We start from the raw sequence: 26,073 nt of genomic DNA, 5'->3' as shown, positions 1-26,073 counted from the left end.
AAATCAAATACACGCTATTTAGTGCTAAAAAGCCTAGTGAATTAAAATTCACTAGGCTTTATTTATATTATCTATTGATTTATTTTTTTATTATTGGGTTTTCTAATAAGTCATTTATAGCAATATTAAAATACACCATAAATGCACCAACGAGAAGAAAGAAGCAAAGAAAAAGTAAGATTGTTTTTATTTTTTCTTTTTTATTTTTTTCTTCTAATCCACGTATTAAGTTGGTTGATATTAAAAATAATAAGATTGCTATTAAACCATAATTCATAATTTTCTTCTTTTAGTAAAAACGATTCCTGACATTGAGCTAACATTTCCCCCAATGTTGCTATCTATAACTTTCTTTGAATCTAAATTTTCTAAGTATTCTTTTGCTTCATTTAATACATCTTTCTCATATTCAAAATCTTTTATTTTGATGTGCTTTTGGATTGGTAAATATCCAAAGCAGCACATAGATATACAAAGTGATAATACTAATCCTATATTAGTTTTTCCAATAAAGACTAATATAGAAAAAACAAATATCAATATAATAAAGATAAACCCTAGTGCTTTTTCTAATTTACTAAAGTAAGGTTTTGTCTTAGTGACTGTTTTTTGTTTAATAGCCTTGAATTTGTGTCCCATATAATTGAACATTAAATTTCCAGATTCATCCCTTCCTAAAGGGATTATTATTCCAGCTCTACCATCTATATTTTAACCTTTCCAGTTTTTTCAAAACTTAAAACTTTTTCAGTGGGATTTTTAGTTTGGTAAGGTCATTTTCAAGTTTGCTTACTCTTCTTGCTAAGATCATATTGCCTATACCAAGTAGAAAAACAGCGATTCCGAGTAGAATCAAAGATGCAGTTTCCATGTTTTCTCCTATTCAAAACTTAACTCTAATTAAGAAAAATCAGATGGGCTTTGCTCCCATTTTTCCCAAATATTGCAAGTAACCCCTATTTTTCTAGATTGATTCAGGATTCGTCCTAATTTTTTTCTTAAGTATTCATCATTATCAGATATGTAATCTGTACCTATCACTGTTACCTCTTTAAAAGGTAAATCAATTCCTTTTTCCAATTTCATTTCACATAAATAGAGCACTAATTTTAGTTTATCTATATTAGCTAACTGAATTTCGCGATCTGCTGGACAATAGTTGAATCGGATTATAATTTTCTCCATATTTTGTCTCCTTGTAGTCAAAACTTAACATTCTATTCTTTAATCAGTAAAGTTATTTTAGTGTTACAATTTTGCTTAACAATTTCTGTAACTTTACGCTTTGTTTTATCATCTTGTTCAATTTCATGAAATGAAGAATAAGGAATTACACGATCACCAATAATAGGCTTAGGTATTTCATCATCTTCTTTTTCATCCAATAACTGTTTAAAAATATCGGTTGTTTTTCCTTTCCTTATTGTCCCCACTACAAGAGTATGATTAGGACTTATATCTATCACTTCAGAAAAATTCTTATCTTTCATTGTTATATCCTTACCAAAATTTAAAGAATTTCACCTAATATATTAGGTATTATCCTGCGGAGGTGCCGGCAAAGGTTGCCAGTGTGTTATTTTATAGCTTACCTAGTATTGCTAGTCTAAGATCTTACCCTTTGATAGTTTTTAGACTGTCTAAAAACCTCATTCAAAGTTTCTAGACTTGATGATAAAGTTCTGAACAAAAATAGCAGTGATAAATTATTTCTAAATTGAGGAGAGTTTAAATTCAAACTAACAAGAATATGAATAAAGCTGTTAGATTGGATGTGAGCAGCTTACCATTGATAGAGATATAATTTTCACTACCTAGATAATGAAAAATTACTTTTTGCTACTTGTGATAAGCCTGACTCAAATTTCAATTGCTTTTACTAACATTCGCGATCCGCATGAAGGAGGCATTTGCCATGTTGAAGCAGAATATTTTTATCCCGGCGTATGGGAGAAGTATGGTGAAAATGAGTTAATCTGTAATTATTGGAAGTTTTTAAGTGAAATGGATAAGCAAGCCTTAGAATCCGAGTTAAATGATGACAATAATAATGATGATACAGAAGATAAGACAGTTGAAGTTAATAATAGCGATTATGATACTTTAGAAGAAATGGATGGAGAATAAATAAGATAAAATGATGGGGAGCTAAACTCCCCATTGTTTTCTAGCCGCTGCCTAAAATCCTCTACTTGCTCATTATAAGCTGGCTGAGGAGCACTCTGCGAGTCCCTGCTGTATTTAATGGCCGAGGGGACATTTACCCTATCAATCTAAAAAATAAATACTAAACCCAATTTTCTAGTCTTAATCCCTCAACCCGTTCAAATTCACGTAGATTATTTGATACAAGAATTAATCCTTCTGCACGGGCATGCGAAGCGATATGAAGATCATTTTCACTAATCAATGCACCTTGTTTTGATAATGTGCTTTTTATATTGCCAAAATGTGCAGCCGCTTTTTCTGTATAGGGTAAAATATCTAAACGAGATAAAAAATCTTCAACAATTCTTAGATTTTTATTAGGAAATTGGCTTTTTTCTGCGCCATAATAAAGTTCGGCAACAGTAATGCTGCTCACACACATTTTCCCTGCATGTTGATTAAAAATATGGGCGACTTGCACTGGCTTATGTTTGATCACATAAATGACAATATTTGTATCCAACATATATTTTAGCACTAGAATGACTCTCGTTCAGGTTGAATACTTGATTCACGCTCTGTCATAAAATCTTCACTGGCATGATTATCAGAAAAAAAGAAGCTATCCCAGGTTTGATCAATTGGCGTAAGAATACGTTCATTTCCAATCACGCGCACCATCACTTTTTTTACCGAGTCAGCAAAACGAACATTAGTAGGTAAGCGTACAGCTTGGCTTTTATTTGTCATAAAGATAGAGGCTTCTTGCATAATAAACTCCTTAACTTTAATGTATCTACGTGCAGTATATACCAGATTCTTTCATAATAAAAGAAGTATGTATCAAGTAAAATAATAAGATTATAAGGGGTGAAATTTATACCTTTAAAAAGGAAAAAGCCAAGGGGCCCTACGGGCAAGGGGAAGTTTTCAAGGGTAAATCCGTTTCCAGGGGAAACGGGCTTACCCGAAAAGGCAAAAGGGCTAAAAGGCTAAAGAGCCTTTTCCTCTACCTTATAAGATATCATCTCGTCATATAGTGACAAAATTTTAGGTATATCTCCATCATTTGATGGTGTATCTAACTCAAAACATTTTGCCGTAGAAACATACATGGTATCAAAATTATATTTATCTAAACGTTTTTCCGTTCCATCAGATTGTGATTGATAGCGTTCAGGATATTGTGTTTTCTCATATCTAAAAATATCAGTCGCTATATCTGTAATCGCCTTATCAATGTTAATAATTTCCAATCCGGATAAAAATTTTTCTGCTTTCTCATATTCCACCTTACTTTCTTTGGAATAATCATAAAATCGTAAAACTTCATGTCGAATTAATGGCGTAGTAAAGAAAATAACATCATCAAATTCATATTGTTGTTTAAACCATCCAATATCGTCAGGATTACCTTTTAGAATATTGATGATTTTATTGGTATCTAATAAGATTTTCTTCATATCCCTACCTAATTAGTTATTCCTAGAGTATCAAATAAATTATTTTGTTGTTTTTCAGAGCGTTCAGCTTGAATGTTATCTAGTTTAATTTTATTTAAATTGACGTTAAATGCAGTAGAGAGTAAATCAACAAATGCCTCATTGCTTGGGTTAGAAATTTCTTTATTTTTAACAATGCCATTTTCGTTAACTAATTGATATGCTTTACCGTTGTATAACTGAGATAATACTAATGACGAATGCGTAGCAACAATAAAGATGGTGTTGGGGAAAATTTTATTCAGTATAGGCAATATCCTTGTTTGCCAACTAATATGTAAATGGCTTTCAATTTCATCAATTAACACAACGCCCATTTCATTTTCAATATCAGTTGAATTTGTGAAAAATGAATAGCCGGATACTATGGATTGTACGATTCTAATTAAGGAAGTAAATCCAGTGCTAAGTTCTTGTAAATTTCTTTTTTGCCCATCTATTGTAAATTCAACAGAGTTTCCCCCTGGTATAGAAAAAGATTTTTTATCATTACTAATGCGATTATCAATTTTATTCAAAATATTAAGAATGGATAGCAGCTCAATCTCTCTATTATCAATTCCAGTTTGGTATTCATTAGTAGACATGGCTCGTTGAATAAACCATTCTGTAATAGAAGTATTATTAGGATTATTCATGTTTTTATATATATTTTCAAAATACTCTCTTTTCCTTTCTTGATATTTTCCTAAGGGTTTTATGCTTTCAATGTTTTTATCATTAATATATCCTCTTTCTTGTGCAGGAATATAAATAATAGGGAATGATACAATCTTATTAATGTTTTGAAGAGTGTCATTTGATGAATTTTTCCAAAAGAAAATGTCATTAATTTTGGCATTTTTAAATACTAACTTTGACCTAATGTTTTGAAAAGTAATCTTATCTAGGAAATATTGTTCATTGGAAAATAACAGGGATTGATATAAACATTCCAATGCTTTTGTTTTACCAACTCCATTATTCCCAATAAAAACATTAATTTTACTATTAGGGTCAAGATTAATAGATAATCGTTCAATCCCTTTCACTCCAGAAAATTCATAAGCTGAAGGAATTTTATTTACTTTTAGGTTGCTCATATTAACCTCTGTCTTTATCTATAAGCTGGATTTTAGTTTATTAAAGGTAATTTTCCCAATTGGAATACACTATATTATTGCTTGTAAAGCCTTTAGGTTAGTATAAAAAAATCAAAATGAAATTGCATTAACTTTCTGCTTTACCTCATTATTGCGTTCTTGTTGTAATAGGCAAAACATTAACAAGCTATCATTAGAAATGCTCAAAAAGCTCATCACTGCACTACGTATAATGCCCCCTCAAAAAACACAGACTGAGAAAAACACATCTATCACTGAAGGGTGGTATAAACCATTATCAGCTTCGGAACTCCTTAATACACCTCTAAGAGAGCGGTATTTAACCGATATTTGGCAGAATGTATCCATGACACCCAAAATGTTTGATACGCTTTATCGTAACCCAATAGAACGGTATGCTGAAATTGTTCAATTACTTCCTGCATCAGAAAGTCATCATCATGCCCATAATGGGGGGATGCTTGATCATGGATTGGAAGTATTGTCTATTGCTGCAAAATTAAGACAAAATTATGTTCTACCGCCAAACTCTCCTCCCGAAGAACAAGCTAAACAAAGAGATGTATGGACTGCTGTTGTCATTTATGCAGCATTATTACATGACCTAGGGAAAACAGCGGTCGATGTCGAAGTTATTTTAGAAGATCAAAGACGTTGGTTTCCTTGGAAAGGGAAAATAGATAGCCCATATCGTTTCCGTTATATTAAATCCCGAGATTATTCACTTCACCCTGTCATAGGGGGGGTATTTGCACAACAATTTATTCCGCAAGAAGCATTGGATTGGTTAGCTGAATTTCCGGTAGCTTTTTCCACATTAATGTACTTTATTAGTGGACATTCAGATAAAGCCGGTGTTTTAGCGGATATTATTCAAAAAGCAGATCAAATTAGCGTGACAATGGCACTTGGTGGGAATATTCAAAAAATTGGCGAAAAAGTTCAGATCTCATTTGCAAAACAACTTCATATTGCACTAAAAGAAGTCATCAAAAATATGAAATTGAATGCACCTAAAGGTGGAGGGGAAGGATGGCTAACCAATGAAGGACTATGGGTGTTAAGTAAAAGTACAACGGATAAAGTCAGAGCTTATTTAATGCAGCAAGGTATCTCTGTTCCGGCTCAAAATAGCCGTGTATTTGATGAATTACAGGCAAATAAATTAATTGAAGCAACGCCTGAAAATACAGCGATATGGTATGGAAAAATTGCCTCTAACAGTGGATGGCAGCCACCTGAGCCATTTACATTACTCAAGATATCTCCCAACGTTATATGGGAAGGCATTGACAGTCGCCCACCTTTATTCGATGGACTTGTCACAGTAACGGATAAGGAAGGTAAAAATAAAATACAAGAAGTTACGTTAGGAATTAATGAGACAACTGAAGCATTAATTAAGAACAATGATGATGCCGGTGAGTTTTCGTTAAGTAATATTAACATCACATCAAATGTTACATTAAATACTGGTACAAATGATAACAATATAAAACCTGAATCAGAACAAGATCCATTTGGCTCTTACTTAAACTTATTTCCTACACTGGATGAAAATAATTCATCAATGACTTCATCTTTCCACGAATCCGATAATATAACTCTTGAAACAGTGGAAGAAAAATTACCTGAAACAGAGAAGGATACAACATTATTGAAAGAAGAAATAAGTAGTGTAGGGAGTGAGAAAAAGCCAAAAAGTAAAAAAAGCCCGATTTCAGAAGTAAAAATTAAGGATAAGGCAATAGACAGTGGTGACTTATTAACAACTGAAAAATTTATTAAATGGGTAAAAGAGGGTATTATAGGCAAGTCCATTCACATTAATAAACCTGATGCAAAATTACACTTTGTAGAAAACCATTTGTTTATGGTTACACCGGCTATATTTCAGTTATATACACGAGAGAAGTTGGGGAGCGATAAGCAAGAGGATTGGGAATTTCTACAAAAAGAATTTCAAGATCTAGGTATCCATAAGCGCTTTTATGCAGATGGGGATTCTTGGAACATTTGGTCTTGTGATGTGATTGGACAGAAAAAAACATCTTCATTGAGTGGGTATATTATTGAAGATGTAAAGCTCTTTGTAGGAAATAAACCGGTATTTAATAATCACTGGTTAAAACTAAAAGGAAATATTCAATGACAGTTTCAAATTTTAATGAATTATTAACTCAATTTTTTTATTTCGTGAACTCAGACCAGACACTAAGAAAGCCTATCAAAAGGTCGTCAATCAACTATTAAAATTTTATCCTGACAAATCGCCGCACACACTAACAAAAGCTGATGTAGTCCATTGGAGGGCGGAAGTTTTATTTAGAATTAAGCCGGTGACATGGAATAATTATTGTCGGCATTTGAAAAGCCTTTATAATTTTGCCATCGAGCAGAGCCTTATAGAAAACAAGGATAACCCACTAAAAAAAATGATGGTGAGAGAAGGTAAAACTTCTCGAAAAGTCTTAGATGAAACTATTTTTAAGAAAATAGATTTACTTTTCAAAAGCGAAGAAAATCTTCCTTCCCGTTTAAAACCCAAGTGGTTTATTTTATGTTTGATTAACGTATTAAAATACACAGGAATTCGACGTGCTCAACTTGTGAAATTGAGAGTCAAGGACATTGATTTGTCAAGAAAAATAATTTGTATCCCGTCGCACATAAACAAAAATCATAAATACCACGAAATTCCTATTCCGCAGATACTGTTTACTGACTTTGAGAAGATAGCTGACGAGTTAAAAAGAACAGGGGACGGTGAGAATGCTCAATTTTTTAATGTAAATCGATTTTCAACAACAAATTATCGTCAAGGTGAAATGATGACTAACAATCAGCTATCTCATATTTTTTATGTGTTATCTAAAGAGATTCGTTGTAAGGTATCTCCTCACCGTTTTAGACATACTTTGGCAACAAAACTGATAAAAAATAAAACGAGTATTTACGATGTAAAACGAATATTAGGGCATTCAGATTTGAAAGTGACGATGAGTTATATTGAAGAAGACCCAGAAGATCTTCGTTCAGCATTAGATTCGGTGTATTAGAATTAGAATAAAGGCTTTACAAGCAGTATAAAAAGTGTAGAATTAGATCCGTTGGCAGTGTTGTTTTACTGCTAACGGATCTTTTTTATTTTCATCGTGCAAATTTGATGATAAGTCTGTGCGGTATTTTTTTAAGAAAATAGCATAAAGGATTTAAAATCCCTCGCCTTTCGAGGCGTGCCAGTTCAAGTCTGGCTTCGGGCACCATTTAATAAAACCTTAGTTTTATTAAAAACTCCTTTAAAATCCTACTCTTGGGTCGTTAGCTCAGTCGGTAGAGCAGCGGACTTTTAATCCGTTGGTCGAAGGTTCGAATCCTTCACGACCCACCAAGTCTTTATTTCAAAGCTTAATTCAGTTATAAAAATCTATCTTTTCTGTTTGTTAGCTATGTGCTAAAGCTAATAGTATGAATACGGTCAGTATTGCTGTGTTTTGCACTTATCATTAAACAGCTCTTTGCGAAAGAATTACTTTTGGGGCTCCGTATTAAAGTAGGCTCTAGTTTACGTAGTTCTCTGATAGCGTTTTCAATTGTAGCTTGTGTATATACTTTATCTTGTTCCAAAAGGATTCCTTTTTCCTGCCTCTAATTCATCACGATCTTTGCGTTAATTTTGTGAGCTAAAAATTACTCATATCCCCTCTCTTTGAATATCATATTTTTCCCCAGTGATGTAATAAAGGTAGCTTTTCCCAAGAGAAAGGTCTTATCTGAAAAAGTCAAAAGGCTTAAATATTTTTTATACAGTACATCAAAAGAAGCTAAGGGAAATGAAAATATTACTATACGAGTTTAATTTGCTTTGTATAAATATTAACAAAGATTATAGTATGTTTTATAATCAAACGCATAAATTCAATCACTTAGTTTAAAGTATGAAAACAGTATTTAATAAACTCTATACCGTTACATTATTTTCGATCGTACCACTATTTGCTTTTGCTAATAAACCGGAAAATTTCTCCCGTTTAAACCAAATGGATGCACTTCAGCAGCAACGTCAACAACAAAATCAGCAAGCACAAGAGAAAATCTTGCAATCTCAGGCTGATGTTCGTTTAGAGACGACAAATTACAAAGGATTGACCTTATCTGATAAAGAAACGCCTTGTTACCTGATTCATCATATCACGTTGATTGATTATTCAGCTAAACATTCCTCTTCTGAAAGCCAATTCCAATGGGCACTAAATCAAGCTTACAACGATTTAAAACTTACCCTCCCGCATTGTTTTGGCGGAGAGGGAATAGGTATTTTGATGAAACAAATTCAAAATCGAATTATTGAAAAAGGATACGTTACCACACGTGTTGTAACGCAAGAGCAAGATCTGAACAGTGGTTCTTTAGTGTTAACGATTATTCCCGGTAAAGTAGGGAATACCATCGTTGAGGACAGTGGCAATGTTCCACGTTTTAGCCGTTTACATGCTTTAACAGGATTCACCTTTTCAAAAGGTGATCTTTTGAGTGTAAGAGATATGGAACAGTCGCTTGAAAATCTTAAACGGGTGCCAACAGTAGAAGCGAACATTGAGTTATTGCCAAGTAAGAGCGATATCGGTGTGAGTGACATTAAAATTAGTTATCAACAAGCCTCGCCTTTCCGAGTGAATTTAAGCTTGGATGATTCTGGTTCGAAATCAACGGGGCAATATCAAGCAAGTGGAACATTATCTCTTGATAATATGTTTTCTGCTAATGACCTTTTTTATACTTCTTTTACACATAGTTTAAAGACTCACAATGATGAAAAAGGTAACCGTGCCAGTAAAAATTTAACCTTTTATTATTCTATCCCTTTCGGTTATTGGACGTTATCGGCATCACAAACCTATAACCGTTATCGTCAAGAAGTTTTTGGTGCTTTCGATAATAACTATCTCTATTCGGGAAAAAGCAATACCACAAAGGCGACGCTATCTTACTTAATTTATCGGGATAGTAAGCGTAAAACCTCTATTTTCGGAGGATTTTGGTCTCGTCAGTCTAGTAACTATGTAGATGGTTCGGAGATTGATGTGCAAAAACGTCGTATGGCGGGGTGGGAAGCAGGACTGTCTCATAAAGAATATATTGGCGATGTGGTTCTTGAGTTATCCGGTAGTTATAAACGGGGAACCGGTGCAAGAGGGGCATTATCAGCGCCGGAAGAACTTTGGGGAGAAGGAACTTCTCGCCCGGAAATTATTTTTGCCTCCATTAATTTTACTCAACCGTTTATGTTGGGTAAACAATCCTGGCAATATCAAACCGCTTGGAGTGCACAATGGAATAAAACCCCTTTAATTGCCCAAGATCGTTTTAGTATTGGCGGGCGTTATACTGTCAGAGGTTTTGATGGTGAACTTACGCTTGCCGGTGAACGAGGTTGGTTATGGCGTAATGAATTTGCTTGGAATGTGAATGGTAAAGGGCAACAACTTTATTTTGCTTTTGACGGAGGACGAGTTATGGGATGGTCAACCCAATCTCAATTAGGTCATCATCTTATTGGCAGTGCGATTGGGCTGAAAGGGGGATGGCGAGGTTTTTATTATGATGTTTTTGTCGGAAAACCAATAAGTAAACCAACAGGTTTTAGAACATCAAATACCGTTGCCGGTTTTAATGTAGGCTATAGTTTCTAATTAAACATATTATTAAAAATTAAAGGATAGTTAAAATGAATAAAAATTGTTTCCGTGTCATTTTTAGTAAAACTTTACAATGTTTGGTTGTCACGTCGGAGTTAGCGAAAACAGAAGGAAAATCAACCGAGGGGGCTTCATCCGGCATTCCCCAATTGTTTGCGAAAATTCAACCACTTACTTTCAGTCTTTTCTGTGCGCTAGGATTTGTTTCATTTTCTAGCACGGTATCTGCTAATTTGATTATCCAAGCAGATAAATCAGCCCCTAAAACTCAACAACCAATCGTGCTACAAACAGCAAACGGTTTGCCACAAGTCAATATTCAAACGCCTAATGAACAAGGGTTATCCCATAATAAATACAGTAAGTTTGATGTTGATACTAAAGGAGCAATATTAAACAACAGCCGAACACATGTTCAAACGCAACAGGGCGGATGGGTGCAAGGTAACCCTTATCTTGCCAGAGGCGAGGCGAAAGTCATTTTAAATGAAGTGAATTCATCCGATCCCTCTGTGCTTAAAGGTTATGTTGAAGTAGCAGGTAAAAAAGCTGATGTAATTATTGCGAATCCGTCAGGTATTCATTGTGAAGGCTGTGGGGTTATTAATTCAGATCGTACTACGTTCACGACAGGTAAACCTCAAATTCAACATGGTAATCTTGAAAACTTTGTTGTGGAAAAAGGCAAAGTCAGTGTATCCGGTAAAGGCTTAGATAACAGTCGTGTAGATTATACGGAGATTATTGCCCGAGAAACCCAAATCAATGCGGGCGTTTGGTCGAAAAAAGAAATGAAGGTTGTCACCGGTAAAAATACGGTTAAGCGTACGGGCAAACCTGAGGATTTACAAATTATTCATACCAATCAAGCCACTACACAAGAAACGAAGCCACAAGTTGCGATTGATGTGGGGCAGTTAGGGGGAATGTATGCCGATAAAATTCATCTGATTGGTACCGAACAAGGTGTTGGCGTACACAATGCAGGGCATATCGGGGCGAATGCCGAAACCCTTAAAATTGACAGCCAAGGGCGAATTGTCAATAGCGGTACGTTAAATGCGAATAAAGCGGTTCAGCTCAGCGGTACAAAGGGTATTGAAAACCGTGGCAAAATTGAAAATCGTCAGGGGGACATCACACTTAATAGCAAATCGGACATTAAGCAAGATGGTGTCATTGTTGCCCGAGCTGGCAATATTCATAAAACCGCCGATCGGGGTATTACCCAACAAGGTGAATCCATTGCGAAAGGGAATATTCACTATAATGCACCAAGTGTCACTGCTTCAACCCGTTCACTTATTGCCGCCGGTGCCGATGTAAAAGATACGGCTGAAGGTGAGAAACGCTCACTGGAAAATCTCTCCGCACAAGGAAAAACAATAGCTATTAATAGTTCGGGTAAAGCAACGTTGCAAGGCAAACACCTTGCGTCGGGACAATTAAATATTAATGCCAAGGAAGTCAATTTAGACCACAGTCGCAATCAAGCCTATGACATTCAAGTTCAAGCACGACAGGGCGATATTCAGGCAAATGAAGCGTGGTTGGCAGCGCAACAAAATCTTGTTTTAGATACGCCGACAACGCTTTCTACGCCGAATAGTCATTTGACGGCAAATAAAATTCGGACAAAACAGACCGCACTTAACAATGCTTATGGCGTTTGGCTGCAAACCGGTGCTGAGGATTTTAAACTGTCTGCTCAATCCATTAATAATTCGGGCGGAACATTTTCAACACAAGGACATTTCTTTATTGATACGCAACGGGTGGATAATACAAAAGGTAAATTAATTGCTGCCGGAAAACTGGAGGTCGATACTCATCAGGGACAATTTCTTTCTTCGTCGGGATTATTATTTGCCAATCAAACCCTTTCTCTTTATACCGGTCAATTAGATAACCGACAAGGTAGAATTCAAGGCGAGCAAAGTGTCCGCATTGAAGCATACAATCATTCATTCAACAACCAAGCAGGCAAATTATTCACACATGGTGATTTAATCCTTAACAGTGCCGCATTATCTAATGCACAGGGGAATATTCAAGCAGACGGACAGCTCAATATTGAAACCGCTGGAAGTCAGCTAGATAATGATAAAGGCATTGTATCAAGTGGTACAGAGTTAACTCTGCACAGCGGTAATCTAACCAATCATCAAGGTATCATCCGCGCACAACAGGCAACCATTCAAGCCGCTTTAATAAGTCAAAGCGAAGGCGTAATCAAAGCCGATAACGCTCTGACAGTATCGACCGCAAAGGATTTAATCAGCCAAGAGAACAGTTTAATTGAGGGCGGTGAGGTTGATTTAACGATAGGCGGTTCGTTTATCAATAACGGACAAAGCGATGTAGTGGCTAACAGGCTAATCAATGTAACTGCTGCTGATATGGATAACCAACAAGGGCAAATCGTCAGTCGCGGAGATTTGATGATGAAAATGCACCGTGGCAGAATTCGTAACGCACAGGGAAAAATCAGTGTAGGGGGTAATACCACTGTTTCCGCTCAAGACTTTATTAATACGAAAGGATTGGTTCAAAGCCAAGGGGCGATTCATCTAGCTCTACAAGGCAATCTTGATAATCGCCAAACCCGTCCGGCATCCGGTACACCGCTCGGCATCATTAGCTTGGGTAATTTGTCCGTTCGGACTGAACAATTAGATAACCACTTGGGATACATTGCGGCAGGTGAAAATCAGAGTCTGAATGTTCGTGGGTTGGATAATCGAGAAGGCATAGTAACCGCTAAAACCACCCAGCAAATTCAAGCGGCAACAATCATTGATAATAGTCAAGGTCGGCTAAGTAGCGGCGATAGTCGGCTGAATGCGATGGAAATGATCAATCGTAAAGGACAAATTTTGGTTGCTGATCAGCTTCATTTAACAGCGACGCAAGGTGTTGATAATCGGCAAGGCGATATAAAAGCGAGTCGTGCCGTTACGCTACTTGCCGACCGTCTTGATAACCAAGACGGCACGATTGCGGCGACACAAGGGGCTGCAACGCTTAAGATTACGCAAGCATTACAAAACCTTAATGGTACGATCAATACAAAAAACTCTCTCAATTTGACCGCACTTGGTGTGAATAATACTCAAGGTCGAGTCACGACGGAGCAAGGTGAGATTCAACTTAACACACGAGGAGAGGCATTTGATAACCGTAACGGCAAATTGCTTAGTGGCGGTTTGCTTGCATTATCCGCCGGAGCTATTGATAACCGAGCCGGATTTATTCAGGCAACGGGCGATGCGGATATTACGGCAACCGATTTGAACAACTCTCGTGTCGGTGCATTGGGTTCGGCTGTCATTTCTCATCAATATTTGCGCTTCAATGTATCTAATATCGACAATCAAGCCACGAAAGCGCAACAAGATAATCCGACACAGGGGATTATTGCCCGAGAGTTGACGGTAAACAGTCGTCAGCTCAATAACCAAGAGGGCGGCATTTATAGCCTAAGCCGGGCGGATTTTCGTCTTGATTCGCAATTAAACAATCATCAAGGCGAAATATTGAGCTGGGGCGATTTGCATATTAACGGCTCGCCGAATAGTTTGGATGTCAATAATACGCAAGGCATTTTACAGGCAAATAATAAATTGAATTTAACCGCTCGTGCTTTTAGCGAAGACGGACATATTGAAGCCGGACATATTGATATTAATGTTCAATCGGATGTGAATACCAAACGAGATATCAATGCTTATCATAGCTTGAAATTAACGACTGCCGGACAGTTAGTCAATCAGCACCGTTTATCAGCGAATGATCGTCTTCAACTTCAAGCGGGTAAAATAACCAATCATCAAAGTGGAAGAATCAGTGCGGCACAAACCCAAGTGGTTTCCGCTTCAACATTACATAACGAAGGCTTGATTAATAGCTTTAATGAAACGGAAAACGCCACTACGCTGATTCGAGCTAAACAAATCGATAATATTGGCACGGGGCGGATTTACGGCGATTATGTTGCGTTACAAGCTGATAGCGTATTAAACAAAGATCAACGGGGTAACGACGGTAAGGTTTATGCAGCGACGATTGCAGCGAGGAAGCAATTAGATATAGGGGCACAGCGTATTACCAACTTAACCGAAAATTATGATGCGAACAGAAAAAGTGGTGCGCTCATTTATAGTGAGGGCGGTATCTTCTTCGGTAATCGTTTAGACGAGAATAACTATGCCGTCGGTCAAGCCTTGAGTTTGAAAAACTTCAGCAGCATTATTGAGGCAGGAAAAGAGATTGGATTAAATATCAAAGATGTGGCTAACACGAATATCCATTACCAATCCGCTATTCAAGAAACCTCAAATGTTTCGGTATCCAAATCCTATATTTTGCCGGATTATTTAGCAACAGGTGACTCACCTTACAATAACGGCAAATTATCTTATATTGATACCAAAGGTTTAAGACGCGTTAATTTCAGCCGGGCGTGGAAATATGTGCGAAGCTACGATCCAAGCCGTTTACAGGTCATTACCGACAGTAGCCAATTAACGAAAGATCAACTGCTTGCTATACCGAATACGGCGGATTGCGACAAGGGCGAATGTCGGATTATGCCGGAAAGCGTTTACGGCAAGGATAATCCGATTTGGCAATATTTTAATTTAACTGCACCGGCGGAAGAGATGCCGACAATTACGCCGGCAATGGCGGAAGCGATAAGTCGTCAGAAACAAGAGGGCGTGAGTAGATTGACGCCGTCGAATTTAAGCGAAGAAGAAATCAATGCGTTAGACGAGCAGCAAGATGCCCAAATGGATTATGCGCCGATTGTGCCTGCAAAACCGGTTGAGCCGAAAAGAGAGAATTATCCAGGTTTCTTCGCATATAGACAGGCAAAAAACAAATATAAACGAGAGTTAACCGCTTATAACAAAGCTGTGCAAGATAAAGCGGATTATGAAACCCTATTGCCGTTAATTAGTTGGACGGCGAAATACGGCGATAATTTAAAAGCACTCAGCGATGCGATAGATAAACACAACAGTCCGTTATTGGGCGAAGAGTTTTACCGTTTTTGGGAGCTTTTTGTCAATCGTGAACGTGTGGAAGAAAACATTACTACCGCCTCATTACCGGCGCAAATTTTAGCCGGAGAAAATATTACCTACCAAAGCGAGCGTTTTCTCAATGATAAAAGCTGGGTCATTAGCGGGCGGGATATTCGTAATGCGGGAAGCGGTACTTTAAAAAATTTAGATGATGAAGACGCCATTACACGCAATATTGAAGAAGGATGGCGAGATTACACTTATACCAGATGGCGCGGCGGTTTTCGTCGTTATCATCAGCGCAAACACACTCAAGGCGGTGCATTGAAACGGGTTGATGAACAACACAAAGATATGGGCATTTTTGTTCAGCTTGAAAACACACAACCGGCGGCTTATCAACACTATCAAAGCGGTAAATCCCGTAATGAGATTGCTAAGGTGCAAAATGGGGTCAATAGTACGGATATTGGTAAACTGAATGTCTCGTCAGTGACAAATGTTGATCGTGATCAAAATAAGGTCAACTTTGACAATAACACGAACCAAACTAAACTGTCGGTCACTGAATTAGCAGTGGAACGGATTCCTACTATTGATAAGGATAAAGGGATTGAAGTTCGTAGTATTCCGGTTGACACCCGCCTGCCGACACAAAGCCTATACCGTATAAACCCGAATGCGAACAGCCACGTTCTTATCGAAACCGACCCGGATTTTGCCCAATATAAAAAATGGCTGAGTTCGGATTATATGTATAAAGCGCTGCGTCACGATCACGAAAATGTGCATAAACGCTTAGGCGACGGTTACTATGAGCAACGTTTGGTTCGAGAGCAAATCAACTTACTGACAGGCAGACAATATTTAGGCGGCTATCAAGATTTTGAAAGCCAATATAAAGGTTTAATGGATGCAGGTATTACCTTTGCGAAATCTTTTCATCTTACACCGGGCGTGAAATTATCAGCTGCCCAAGTGGCGGCATTAACCACCGATATTGTGTGGCTGGAAAAAGAGCAAGTCAGACTGGATGATGGCAGCCAAACGGAAGTGTTAGTGCCGAAAGTGTATGCGGTGGTCAAAAAAGGGGATGTAGCCGGCAACGGCACCTTATTCTCCGCTCATAATGTTCAAGTCAAAACCCAAGAATTGGTCAATCAAGGCACAATTGCCGGACGGCGGTTAGTGATGTTAGAGAGTCAATCGGTTCATAATAGTGGCAAAGTCTCAGGTGGTACGGTTGCTGCACAAGTGTCGGGAGATATGCACAATATTGGTGGCGTGTTTGAGGCTGATGACGCGTTATTATTAAACGTAAAAGGTGATTTAGCGCATCAAAGCACGAGCAAAACCACCGCAGTCAATCTTGACGGCTATCGACGTCACCAAACCAATCTTGACCGCCAAGCATTGTTACACGTTAAAGGCGAAAACGGCACGCTTGCCGTGAGTGCCAATCGAATTAATCTGTTAGGAGCGGCGATAATCAATGAGGGTAAAGGCGAGACACAAGTAAGTGCCAAAACCGACCTCAATCTGACCGCACTTTCAGTCGGTTTTGATGAAAAGATGGGTGGTGGTAACCATTATCGTAACGAACGTAAAGACGATGTGGAAATCAGCCGGATTAAAGGTGGTGGTGATGTTCGCTTAGCAGCAAAAAATATTTATTCGCAAGGAGCCCTGCTTGAAGCGGCGCAAAGGCTGACGGCATTGGCGCAGAATGACTTAGTGTTAGACAGTGTGGCAAAAGCCTATGAGCTTGAGGAATATCATCATATCAAGAGCGGTTCGGGCATTTCAAAATCCAGCAAAACCAGTTTTGCGGCGGCAAAAGGCGAACAGCAACAAGGCAGTGAACTTAAAGGCGAAAGTATCACATTAGTAGCCGGTCAAGATATACACGCACAAGGGGCAACCTTACAGGCACAATCGGATATAGTGTTATCGGCGGAAAATAATTTGACATTGGGTGTGTCGGAAAACAGTCATTTTGCGACCCAGTGGGAGAAACGTAAAAAATCCGGCTTTGGTGCGAGTTTCTCCGGTGGTGTAGCGGCATTGGGCTATCAACGCAGCAAAGAAAACCGTCAAGGGCAATATGATAGCTCGACGGTAAATAGCACAGCGTTAGTTTCGCAATCGGGCAATATCGAACTGTATGCCAAACAGACTTTAAAAGGCGAAGGCGTATTGGCGGATGCTGGAAAAGATATTTTAGTGCAAGGCGGCAATGTAGCGTTAGAGGCTGCGTATAACCGCTTATACAGCCAACATCAATCGTCACGTAAGACAAGCGGTGTAGGGGTGAGCGTTGTGTATAATCCGGTTAAAGTGGCGAAAGCCAATTATGGCGAGCAGGCGGGACAGGGCTCGGCTGGTGGAATTGTCGGCAAAATCCTCACGACAGCAGAAGCGATAGGTAAAACCGGGCACCAATTAACCAGCCCGTTTAGTCCTTATATAAAACACCAACAGGAAAAATCTAACAGTCATAGAGCAAGCCAACAAGCGGTGGTGAGTGAATTGAGTGCAGGCGGCAATTTAACGATTACGGCAGCAGTAGGCAATATTACCACACAGGGCGCCTTGTTATCGGCAAAAGGAGACGGGGCGTTATGGGCAAAAGAGAACATTGACTTAAATGTGGCGGTCAATCAGGAAAGCCAAGCCAGCCGTAAGCGAAATTGGGGCGCCGGGCTGGATTTATCCAAATCGTTGACTTCAATGGCGACATTGTATGCCGGAGAAGGTTTGGGCGAAGGGGAGCGTTATCAAGAACAGGCGAGTACGCTTTCCTTTGGCGGAAATGCTAGTGTAACGGCACAACAAGGCGATATTCGTTTAGTCGGCACTCAATTTGTGAGTGAGGGAGAAAGCCATCTCTCGGCAGGTAAAGACATTCGTTTAACGACTGCCCAATCCCGTCTCGGACAAAGCGAAGATAATCGTTTCCAAGGTATCGGCGAGGCGGTGATATCGGAGACGGAGCGTTTTGCGGGTTATAACCGTAAACTCAATAGCCAAAACGCTGATTCGGTGAGTCATCAAGGGGCAATGATAGCGAGCCTAAATAAGAATCTTAATATCAATGCCGGAGGCGATTATCATCAAACGGCAGGGCAATTACTGGCGAAACAACAGATTAATCTTCAAGCGGACAATATCACCTTTGACACAGTAATCAACCGCCAACAGTCGGACAGTCATCAGAGCGATTTAAAAATCGGTCAGTTTGCGCGAGTTAGTTCACCGTTGATAGATTTGATTCAAACAGTGGAAAGTGCGGTCAAAAATAAGGACGCTTCCGATAGAGTAAAAGCGGCACAGGCGTTAGGTTTGGCGGCGAAGGGATATACGGCTTACACGGACGTAGCGGCTGGTGGTGCATTAATTCGGGTGGAAAGCGGTTCGGGTTTCTCGCATAAACGGGAGAACACGGACGCAATGAGTGAATTCAGTTTGGGTAACAGCGTCAATGCTAGGGATATCCGCATTACGGCGACAGAAGGGGATATACGGGCGAAGCAAACGGATTTTACCAGCCGGGATAGTGAGGGCAAACGCCAAGCGGACAGCCGTATTCAACTGAATGCTTATAAAGACCTGATATTGGAATCGGGACAAAGTGCTGAGAAATTTAAAGGTAAACAACAAAGTGCAGGCTTTGAATCGGGCGTAGGCTTTGCCGTTGGCGCACAGACGGGCTTATATATTTACGCTCAAGCGGGTTTCACGCAAGGTAAGCAAGAAGAGCGTCATGTTACCCAACATAACAGCCATCTTGATACGGCACACTTAAGCCTGACAAGCGGCGGGGATACCACCTTATCGGGAGCGGTGGCGAAAGCGAATCGGATTGATACGGACATCAAGGGTAATCTCCGGATAGAAAGCCGCCAAGATGAACATCTGTCAAAAAGCAGCAGTTCGGGCGGTGGCTTACGGGTACAGGGCGGCATAGGCACGGCGTGGGGCGCAAGCGGTTATGCGAATGCTTCAAGCGGCAAGGCACAGGGTAAACAAGTGATTGAACAATCGGGTTTATTTGCCGAGGAGGGCGGTTATCATATTAATGCCGATAATGTTCATCTGAAAGGCGCAGCGATTGCCTCAACCAATGCGACAAACAGCGAATTGAAAACCAATAAGCTGACTTTTGAAGATATTCAAAATGAAAGCCAAAGCCGAGCGATAAGCGGTGGCATTAGCGGCAGTGCAAATTTAACCAAAGCGATGGGCAATGCCCCGATAACCGGTGCACAAGCCAAACAACAGTCGGAGTTTGCCAAACTGACCGGCACATCACAAAGCAATCATCTTTCGCCGACGGTTCCGATGTATGACAGCGAGCAAGACAGCAGTGTCACCAAAGCGACCTTAACGGAAGGGCGTATCACCTTAAACAAAGATAGCGCCCCAAGAGAAACCACAGCGGCAGAACTGGGCATTAATACCGACCTCACAGACGCCAACCGTCAAGTCAGTGCCCCGAAAGACATTCAAAAGGTGCTGAAAGAGCAGCAAGTACTCAGCCAAGCGATAGGCAATATTGCCGAGGCGACAAGCCGGTATAGCGAACAACAAGCCCAACGACTAGAAAAAGAAGCGGCAGACGCGGCACAACAAGGTGATAGTCAAACGGCAAAAAACAAACAAGAGGAAGCAAAAAAATGGCAGACTGGCGGCGAGCATAAACGCAAGGTCGAGGCACTAACCAATGCGATTAGCTTTGCTTTAGCAGGCAAATCCACCGAAGCTATCGCCACAGGTGCGGCATCGCCTTATATCAACGAACAAATCAAAAAAGCGACCGAAACCATGCCCGGACTGAATATTCCGGCGCATATCTTGTGGGGAGCGATTGAAGCGGAGCTTGCAGGGGGCAAAGCGGCAACCGGTGCGATTGCGGCGGGAGTAGGTGAAGCGAGTGCAGGGATACTTGCCGAAGGCATGTACGGTAAATCGCCAAACGAACTTACAGAAGAGGAAAAACAAAATGTGTTAACCTTAAGCAACGTTGCGGCGGGGGTAGCTAGCGGTTTAACGGTAAACGGCAATCGTGCGGAGAATCTGGCAACAATTAGCACAGGGATAACTGTTGCGGAAAATGCGGTGAAAAATAATAGTTTCGGGCAATCTTATTCTCAGTGGAAAAAAGAGCAGGAGTTAAGAGAGAAAGATCCGGAAGCGTACCAAAAGTTGAAAGAGGAACAATTTGAAGTATTTAAAGATGTTTTAGGTATTGCAGCTGATTTTACACCGGTAGTGGGTGATATGAAGTCTTTTGCTGAAGCAGAAGATAACATTGATTATACTTTAGCCGTGATAGGCATTATACCTGGTTCAGAGATTGTGACTAAGCCCTTAAAGGCTGCTAAGGAATCTATTCAAAAAGCAAAAGCGGCTGAAAAGTTAGGGAATGTAGTAGAGGCAGCTAAACATCAACAAGATGCTGTTCGCTATATTGATAATTCGGTTAATGGGTTCTATGAAGCAAAAGAATTTAGACGAAGCTTTGAAGATGTTTATGGTAAGGGGAATGTTAAATCTACAACTATGCCGCCAGATACAGCTAAAAATGTAAAATTAGCAGGTAAGAAACATCCGGTGACAGGTGTTCCATTTGATAATAAAGGTTTCCCTATTTTTGATGATATATCTAAATATGACACTAAGTTAAGTTTAGAACACTATAGAAAATTAAGTTACACAGACCAGATGAAAGAAGCTACTAAACAAATGTATAAAGAATTAGGAGAAGAAGGAATTAAAAAACAATTTGATTTAGAACAAATTAAGGCGATTAAATCATCAAATAATAAAATTCCAGGATATACTTGGCATCATCACCAAGATACAGGGAGAATGCAATTGGTTCCTGAGCGTGAGCATTCTAAAACTGGACACATTGGGGGAGATTATATACAGAAAGGGAAATAATATGTGGAAAATATATAAAGGAAATGATCAAGATCTCAGCTTTGCGTTAGATTGTCTTTATTGTCAAGCTATTAATTTAGAAGAGTTTAAATTATGGATTTATCGTATTATAGAAACATCTAGTGTAGATGAAGTGCCTGTCTATTTTTATGATCTACTTGACTTTGATGATTCTTTATTTAAATTGTCTAAAGTTATTGGTTTTTCAGTGAAAAGTTATTTATCTTGTGAGGGGGAATATTCTATTTATGGCATTTCATATATAAGAGGAATAGATGTATTTGATTCACCTGTTAATAAATTGGAGGCTATTTCATATTTGAAATTAAATGAAGAGATATTAAGTAAGTTTAAGTTTTTTTTCCCTTTTATATATATAGAAGAATTTTGAAAAATAGTCTTGCTTCATTACTTCAAACTAATATTCATGATCCAGTAAAACATATTATATAAAGAGATTTAAATTGGTTGATAATTCTAGGATTACTGTTTCCATCTCAATATAGGCATATTTGTGGGTACGAATGGCTGCAGCTACGGCATATTTATATCATTCATTTCCAACATCATATGATGAACACGAGCCTGAGAAAGATATTGAAAATTTATGGTGGTATGTCAATTGTCCTGTTGATATAGGTTGGTTGCAACCTAACGGAACATATTGGTTTAGTTAAATTGAAAATATTTTAATAGTATAAATTTGATATATCGGCTCCGTAGAAAATAGAAACGGCGGCTGGTGGTGCCTTAATTCGGGTGGAAAGCGGTTCGGGTTTCTCGCATAAACGGGAGAACACGGACGCAATGAGTGAATTCAGTTTGGGTAACAGCGTCAATGCTAGGGATATCCGCATTACGGCGACAGAAGGGGATATACGGGCGAAGCAAACGGATTTTACCAGCCGGGATAGTGAGGGCAAACGCCAAGCGGACAGCCGTATTCAACTGAATGCTTATAAAGACCTGATATTGGAATCGGGACAAAGTGCTGAGAAATTTAAAGGTAAACAACAAAGTGCAGGCTTTGAATCGGGCGTAGGCTTTGCCGTTGGCGCACAGACGGGCTTATATATTTACGCTCAAGCGGGTTTCACGCAAGGTAAGCAAGAAGAGCGTCATGTTACCCAACATAACAGCCATCTTGATACGGCACACTTAAGCCTGACAAGCGGCGGGGATACCACCTTATCGGGAGCGGTGGCGAAAGCGAATCGGATTGATACGGACATCAAGGGTAATCTCCGGATAGAAAGCCGCCAAGATGAACATCTGTCAAAAAGCAGCAGTTCGGGCGGTGGCTTACGGGTACAGGGCGGCATAGGCACGGCGTGGGGCGCAAGCGGTTATGCGAATGCTTCAAGCGGCAAGGCACAGGGTAAACAAGTGATTGAACAATCGGGTTTATTTGCCGAGGAGGGCGGTTATCATATTAATGCCGATAATGTTCATCTGAAAGGCGCAGCGATTGCCTCAACCAATGCGACAAACAGCGAATTGAAAACCAATAAGCTGACTTTTGAGGATATTCAAAATGAAAGTCAAAGTCGAGCGATAAGCGGTGGCATTAGCGGCAGTGCAAATTTAACCAAAGCGATGGGCAATACCCCGATAACCGGTGCACAAGCCAAACAACAGTCGGAGTTTGCCAAACTGACCGGCACATCACAAAGCAATCATCTTTCGCCGACGGTTCCGATGTATGACAGCGAGCAAGACCGCAGTATTACCAAAGCGACCTTAACGGAAGGGAGAATAATCCTAAACAAAGATAGCGCCCCAAGAGAAACGACGGCAGCGGAACAGGGTATTAATACCGACATCACAGACGCCAACCGTCAAGTCAGTGCCCCGAAAGACATTCAAAAGGTGCTGAAAGAGCAGCAAATCATAAGCCAAAATGTGGGGCATATGATGGCGGCTGCTACTGCCTTTAGCGATAATCGAGCGAAAGTGGCGAAGGAGGCGGAAGATAAGGCAGCAGAGGAATTAGAGACGGCAATTAAACGCAATGACACCGCCAGTCTTGAGGCTAAGATAGCGGCGTATGATGAAGCGAAAGCGGAAAACCAACGCTGGCAAGACGGTGGTTCAAGTCGTCGCAAAGTGGATGCGGCAGTTGCTGTGGTGGGTGCCATTTTATCGGGTAAGACGGCGGCACAAACAGCGGTTGCAGGACTTTCTCCTGAGCTGAATGCGAAAATCCACGACTTAACACAAGATAATAAAGCGGCGAATCTGTTTTCACATGCGGTACTTTCTGCTACGGAGTTTTATGCAGCGGGCTTAGATCCTGCGGCAGGCGCATTGGCGGGTGTCGCAGGTGAAGGCGTGGCAATGGTGTTGTCTGAAAAAGTATTTAACAAACCGGCGGAACAACTGACTACGTCCGAACGGAATCTATTAAAAACGGCTTCTCAACTAGCCGGAGCAGTTGTTGGGGGAATATCGGGCAACAGTACGACTGCTACTTTGGAAGGTGTGGCGACGGCGAAGCGGGCGGTGGAGAATAATTATCTCTATAACGGCGAAGTGGATAGCCTAGTCAAAGAACTGGCGAAAGCAGAAAAAGAAGGTAAAGACACGAAACCGATTTTTGAAAAATATGCGAAGTTAAGCGAACGTAATCGCCGAGAAATGCTTGAAGAATGCGGAAATAATCCGGTGTGTTATTTACCGCATATTCAAATGATGAATAAAGGCGATGAGGCTGCGTATGAGAATTTCTCGGGGTTAAGATTAACTTCATACTTTAATGGTTTAAGTGATGAGCTGAAAGCGAAAATGAGTGATTTTGTGGAACAGGAGAACGCCAAAACGAGGGCGGAATTACCACAAAGTTTACATTACGGCACACTCGCATTAGGGGCTGCAGAAGCTGTCGGGCTTGGAGGACTTGCATTAAAAGATAAGTTGCCAAAACTTTCTTTTTCAGGCAAGGATAAGAATTATCCTAAGACTGGGATGGATAATCATCAACGAGCAAAAGTAGGGGATAGTGATTATCCGAGTGGAGCGGAAAATATAGCACTTTATCCGAAATTGAAGGAGCAATTACATAGAGAAAATATTTTAAATATAGGAAAACTAGATCCTAAATTACAGGAATTAACAGATAAATTAGGAAAAGAATTAAATTATGGAATAAGTGGGATCAGTTCTGTTCATGAAGCTAATAGGCTAGGTCGATTATGGGTTGGTAATGATGCTTCGGAAATTGTAGAAAAAGATAAAGTTATTGGCTGGAAAAGTCAGGATAATACGAGGGTTTATAGATTGCCAAGTGCAAAACCAAATGCAAGGGAGAGTAAAACGAAAACTCAAGCAAATTTTGAGACATATAAAATAGATCCTATTTCAAAAGAAAGAATAAAAATAGGTAATGGGCATTTAGATATTAAGGATTAAAAATGAGAGCAAAATTAAAATCAATTATGGAGCAAGTTGGGGAATTTGATTTAGAGGTATATAGACCAGAAAATGAAAAATTATTTTGTATAAATGTCTTATTGTGTATAGGTCCAGATGATAATACGGATTCAATAAATTATTTTGATCTAAAAGTATGTACATTGGATTGGTTATATCTTTATCAAAAAAAAACCAGTGTATTAAGGCATGTAATGATTGTAGATAGATATGATTTTAAACAAATTATATCTTATATAAATGAAATTATAACTCAATGTTATGGAGATTCTTGGGAAGACATTGCTAATAAACTATCTAGATATTTTTTTTGGGAGTATGAGGATTATAGTTAAAACTAATAATCAGAAATGCTCTTAGGAAATATATATGAATTTAAAAAAAGAAATTAATAGAACTAAGGAAGTAAAGGCTAAGAATGGATTTGGTTATTCCTATATACAAAAAAGTACTAAGCCGATTGAATGTATTGGTAATCACGGTATGAGCGATCTGACTTCTATTATTTATGGGTATAGCGTAGGATTCAAAAAGTTATATTCTCCGTTTTTATCAAGAGTGATCGATTGGATTTGCGAAGGAATTAAAAAGGAAGAGACTTTTGGAGATTTAGAATTTCATCAATATGGATTAACATCAAGTTTAGCACTTGCAACTTGGTTAAATACTGAAAAGAATGATGTCGATTTATGGAAAAATAGTTTGAAATGGCAAGAAATATTATACGGTAACATTGATTTTTCAAAAAAAATGGGGAGAGATGACAAAGAGATCTTTGCGTTGTCAATTTTGCATTATATTCAAGCAGAGGAATATGACAAAGCCATTCAGCTTTATCAATCGACAAAAGGAATTAACCCTTTTAAATTAAACAGTAATATGAGTGGCTATCATGTAGCATACGCTTACTGCCTTCATTTTTACGAAAATAGATTTACGGTGGACCAGTTAGAGAAGGCAGCAAGACCATTTCTGGAAAAACATTTACCAATGTTATACACAATGGGGCGTTGTAGAGAAATGCTTTATTGGTTAAAAACGGTTTGTGACGCTAGAGAAAAAACATATACGCCAGAAGAAGTAATTTATACGTTTTATGAGTATATACCGAAAGAGGAGAAACCAGACTTTATCAAGGAGTTATTAGGAGAAAAAGAGCCAAAGAAAAAGTCATTTCTTTCTTTTTTTAAGTGGTAGGCTACTTTATAAACAAAATAAT

The 26,073-nt window shown here is 39.1% G+C and carries 19 protein-coding genes, 1 tRNA gene and 1 pseudogene; 11 read left to right on the top strand and 10 right to left on the bottom strand.

What is annotated here, in order from left to right; translation table 11 throughout:
- Positions 1-79: 79 nt before the first annotated feature.
- From PNEUHYL_RS07780 to PNEUHYL_RS13980, 6 genes and pseudogenes are all read right to left on the bottom strand, one after another.
- Positions 80-277, bottom strand: coding sequence for a hypothetical protein (locus PNEUHYL_RS07780; RefSeq protein ID WP_059366827.1), 198 nt, complete (start codon positions 275-277; stop codon positions 80-82).
- On the bottom strand, positions 274-651 hold the full coding sequence (locus tag PNEUHYL_RS07775; protein ID WP_059366825.1) for a hypothetical protein: 378 nt from the start codon (positions 649-651) through the stop codon (positions 274-276). Before PNEUHYL_RS07775 ends, PNEUHYL_RS07780 begins: the two co-directional genes overlap by 4 nt.
- An 85-nt stretch (positions 652-736) precedes the next feature.
- A complete protein-coding gene (locus PNEUHYL_RS13760) occupies positions 737-871 on the bottom strand; it encodes a hypothetical protein (protein ID WP_255204583.1) in 135 nt (44 codons plus the stop codon).
- A 29-nt stretch (positions 872-900) separates the two neighbouring features.
- On the bottom strand, positions 901-1,185 hold the full coding sequence (locus PNEUHYL_RS07770; protein WP_059366823.1) for a hypothetical protein: 285 nt from the start codon (positions 1,183-1,185) through the stop codon (positions 901-903).
- A 32-nt stretch (positions 1,186-1,217) separates the two neighbouring features.
- A complete protein-coding gene (locus PNEUHYL_RS07765) occupies positions 1,218-1,490 on the bottom strand; it encodes a hypothetical protein (protein WP_059366821.1) in 273 nt (90 codons plus the stop codon).
- A gap of 42 nt (positions 1,491-1,532) precedes the next feature.
- Positions 1,533-1,589: pseudogene (locus tag PNEUHYL_RS13980) on the bottom strand (DUF551 domain-containing protein); the annotation flags it as partial.
- 232 nt (positions 1,590-1,821) lie between these two features.
- On the opposite strand from PNEUHYL_RS13980, the gene PNEUHYL_RS07755 reads away from it, so the two are divergent.
- A complete protein-coding gene (locus PNEUHYL_RS07755) occupies positions 1,822-2,127 on the top strand; it encodes a hypothetical protein (RefSeq protein WP_059366819.1) in 306 nt (101 codons plus the stop codon).
- A gap of 160 nt (positions 2,128-2,287) precedes the next feature.
- Here PNEUHYL_RS07755 and vapC read toward each other — a convergent pair whose 3' ends face one another.
- The 4 genes from vapC to PNEUHYL_RS07735 all read right to left on the bottom strand — a co-directional run bounded on the left by vapC (position 2,288) and on the right by PNEUHYL_RS07735 (position 4,732).
- Positions 2,288-2,686, bottom strand: a complete 399-nt coding sequence (gene vapC / locus PNEUHYL_RS07750; protein ID WP_059366817.1) for a type II toxin-antitoxin system tRNA(fMet)-specific endonuclease VapC — start codon at positions 2,684-2,686, stop codon at positions 2,288-2,290.
- A complete protein-coding gene (gene vapB / locus PNEUHYL_RS07745) occupies positions 2,686-2,919 on the bottom strand; it encodes a type II toxin-antitoxin system VapB family antitoxin (protein ID WP_059366815.1) in 234 nt (77 codons plus the stop codon). Before vapB ends, vapC begins: the two co-directional genes overlap by 1 nt.
- 221 nt (positions 2,920-3,140) lie before the next feature.
- Positions 3,141-3,611: a type II toxin-antitoxin system VapC family toxin gene (locus PNEUHYL_RS07740; protein WP_059366810.1), complete on the bottom strand. Its 471-nt coding sequence runs from the start codon at positions 3,609-3,611 to the stop codon at positions 3,141-3,143.
- Positions 3,612-3,619: 8 nt separating this feature from the next.
- Positions 3,620-4,732, bottom strand: coding sequence for an AAA family ATPase (locus tag PNEUHYL_RS07735; RefSeq protein ID WP_059366807.1), 1,113 nt, complete (start codon positions 4,730-4,732; stop codon positions 3,620-3,622).
- Between the two features lie 199 nt (positions 4,733-4,931).
- Here PNEUHYL_RS07735 and mobH point away from each other — a divergent pair, with 199 nt between their 5' ends.
- From mobH to PNEUHYL_RS07685, 10 genes are all read left to right on the top strand, one after another.
- On the top strand, positions 4,932-6,905 hold the full coding sequence (gene mobH / locus PNEUHYL_RS07730) for a MobH family relaxase (protein ID WP_192844406.1): 1,974 nt from the start codon (positions 4,932-4,934) through the stop codon (positions 6,903-6,905).
- Positions 6,906-7,092: 187 nt separating this feature from the next.
- Entirely contained in the window at positions 7,093-7,812 is a 720-nt protein-coding gene (locus PNEUHYL_RS07725; protein ID WP_077664032.1) for a tyrosine-type recombinase/integrase, read from the top strand.
- Positions 7,813-8,068: 256 nt separating this feature from the next.
- Positions 8,069-8,144, top strand: a tRNA-Lys gene (locus PNEUHYL_RS07720).
- Between the two features lie 547 nt (positions 8,145-8,691).
- Positions 8,692-10,446 carry a ShlB/FhaC/HecB family hemolysin secretion/activation protein gene (locus PNEUHYL_RS07715; RefSeq protein WP_059366802.1) on the top strand — a complete coding sequence of 585 codons (1,755 nt, stop codon included), beginning with the start codon at positions 8,692-8,694 and terminating at the stop codon, positions 10,444-10,446.
- A 35-nt stretch (positions 10,447-10,481) separates the two neighbouring features.
- Positions 10,482-21,425 carry a two-partner secretion domain-containing protein gene (locus PNEUHYL_RS07710; protein ID WP_059366800.1) on the top strand — a complete coding sequence of 3,648 codons (10,944 nt, stop codon included), beginning with the start codon at positions 10,482-10,484 and terminating at the stop codon, positions 21,423-21,425.
- A 1-nt stretch (position 21,426) separates the two neighbouring features.
- The gene (locus PNEUHYL_RS07705; protein WP_059366799.1) at positions 21,427-21,816 is read left to right on the top strand and encodes a hypothetical protein; all 390 of its coding nucleotides are present in this window, start codon (positions 21,427-21,429) and stop codon (positions 21,814-21,816) included.
- A 133-nt stretch (positions 21,817-21,949) separates the two neighbouring features.
- Positions 21,950-22,102, top strand: coding sequence for a DUF596 domain-containing protein (locus PNEUHYL_RS13975; RefSeq protein WP_110890453.1), 153 nt, complete (start codon positions 21,950-21,952; stop codon positions 22,100-22,102).
- 82 nt (positions 22,103-22,184) lie between these two features.
- Positions 22,185-24,833, top strand: coding sequence for a hemagglutinin repeat-containing protein (locus PNEUHYL_RS07695; RefSeq protein ID WP_255204580.1), 2,649 nt, complete (start codon positions 22,185-22,187; stop codon positions 24,831-24,833).
- Positions 24,834-24,835: 2 nt separating this feature from the next.
- Complete coding sequence (locus tag PNEUHYL_RS07690; protein WP_059366795.1) at positions 24,836-25,189, top strand: Imm8 family immunity protein; 354 nt, start codon at positions 24,836-24,838, stop codon at positions 25,187-25,189.
- Between the two features lie 34 nt (positions 25,190-25,223).
- Positions 25,224-26,051: a hypothetical protein gene (locus PNEUHYL_RS07685; protein WP_059366793.1), complete on the top strand. Its 828-nt coding sequence runs from the start codon at positions 25,224-25,226 to the stop codon at positions 26,049-26,051.
- The last annotated feature ends 22 nt before the right edge of the window (positions 26,052-26,073 follow it).

The sequence above is a fragment of the Rodentibacter caecimuris genome, from assembly GCF_001019715.1.
GTDB classification, from domain to species: domain Bacteria; phylum Pseudomonadota; class Gammaproteobacteria; order Enterobacterales; family Pasteurellaceae; genus Rodentibacter; species Rodentibacter caecimuris.
This window is presented reverse-complemented; position numbering and strand designations above follow the sequence as displayed.

What these genes read in the sequence shown, in the direction of transcription:
- PNEUHYL_RS07755 (WP_059366819.1), top strand. Translation starts at nt 1,822, where the DNA reads ATGAAAAATTACTTTTTGCTACTTGTGATAAGCCTGACTCAAATTTCA.
- PNEUHYL_RS07735 (WP_059366807.1), bottom strand. Translation starts at nt 4,732, where the DNA reads ATGAGCAACCTAAAAGTAAATAAAATTCCTTCAGCTTATGAATTTTCT.
- PNEUHYL_RS07705 (WP_059366799.1), top strand. Translation starts at nt 21,427, where the DNA reads ATGTGGAAAATATATAAAGGAAATGATCAAGATCTCAGCTTTGCGTTA.
- PNEUHYL_RS13975 (WP_110890453.1), top strand. Translation starts at nt 21,950, where the DNA reads ATGGCTGCAGCTACGGCATATTTATATCATTCATTTCCAACATCATAT.
- PNEUHYL_RS07685 (WP_059366793.1), top strand. Translation starts at nt 25,224, where the DNA reads ATGAATTTAAAAAAAGAAATTAATAGAACTAAGGAAGTAAAGGCTAAG.
- PNEUHYL_RS07710 (WP_059366800.1), top strand. Translation starts at nt 10,482, where the DNA reads ATGAATAAAAATTGTTTCCGTGTCATTTTTAGTAAAACTTTACAATGT.
- PNEUHYL_RS07765 (WP_059366821.1), bottom strand. Translation starts at nt 1,490, where the DNA reads ATGAAAGATAAGAATTTTTCTGAAGTGATAGATATAAGTCCTAATCAT.
- PNEUHYL_RS07780 (WP_059366827.1), bottom strand. Translation starts at nt 277, where the DNA reads ATGAATTATGGTTTAATAGCAATCTTATTATTTTTAATATCAACCAAC.
- PNEUHYL_RS07740 (WP_059366810.1), bottom strand. Translation starts at nt 3,611, where the DNA reads ATGAAGAAAATCTTATTAGATACCAATAAAATCATCAATATTCTAAAA.
- PNEUHYL_RS07715 (WP_059366802.1), top strand. Translation starts at nt 8,692, where the DNA reads ATGAAAACAGTATTTAATAAACTCTATACCGTTACATTATTTTCGATC.
- PNEUHYL_RS07770 (WP_059366823.1), bottom strand. Translation starts at nt 1,185, where the DNA reads ATGGAGAAAATTATAATCCGATTCAACTATTGTCCAGCAGATCGCGAA.
- PNEUHYL_RS07775 (WP_059366825.1), bottom strand. Translation starts at nt 651, where the DNA reads ATGTTCAATTATATGGGACACAAATTCAAGGCTATTAAACAAAAAACA.
- mobH (WP_192844406.1), top strand. Translation starts at nt 4,932, where the DNA reads ATGCTCAAAAAGCTCATCACTGCACTACGTATAATGCCCCCTCAAAAA.
- PNEUHYL_RS13760 (WP_255204583.1), bottom strand. Translation starts at nt 871, where the DNA reads ATGGAAACTGCATCTTTGATTCTACTCGGAATCGCTGTTTTTCTACTT.
- PNEUHYL_RS07690 (WP_059366795.1), top strand. Translation starts at nt 24,836, where the DNA reads ATGAGAGCAAAATTAAAATCAATTATGGAGCAAGTTGGGGAATTTGAT.
- vapB (WP_059366815.1), bottom strand. Translation starts at nt 2,919, where the DNA reads ATGCAAGAAGCCTCTATCTTTATGACAAATAAAAGCCAAGCTGTACGC.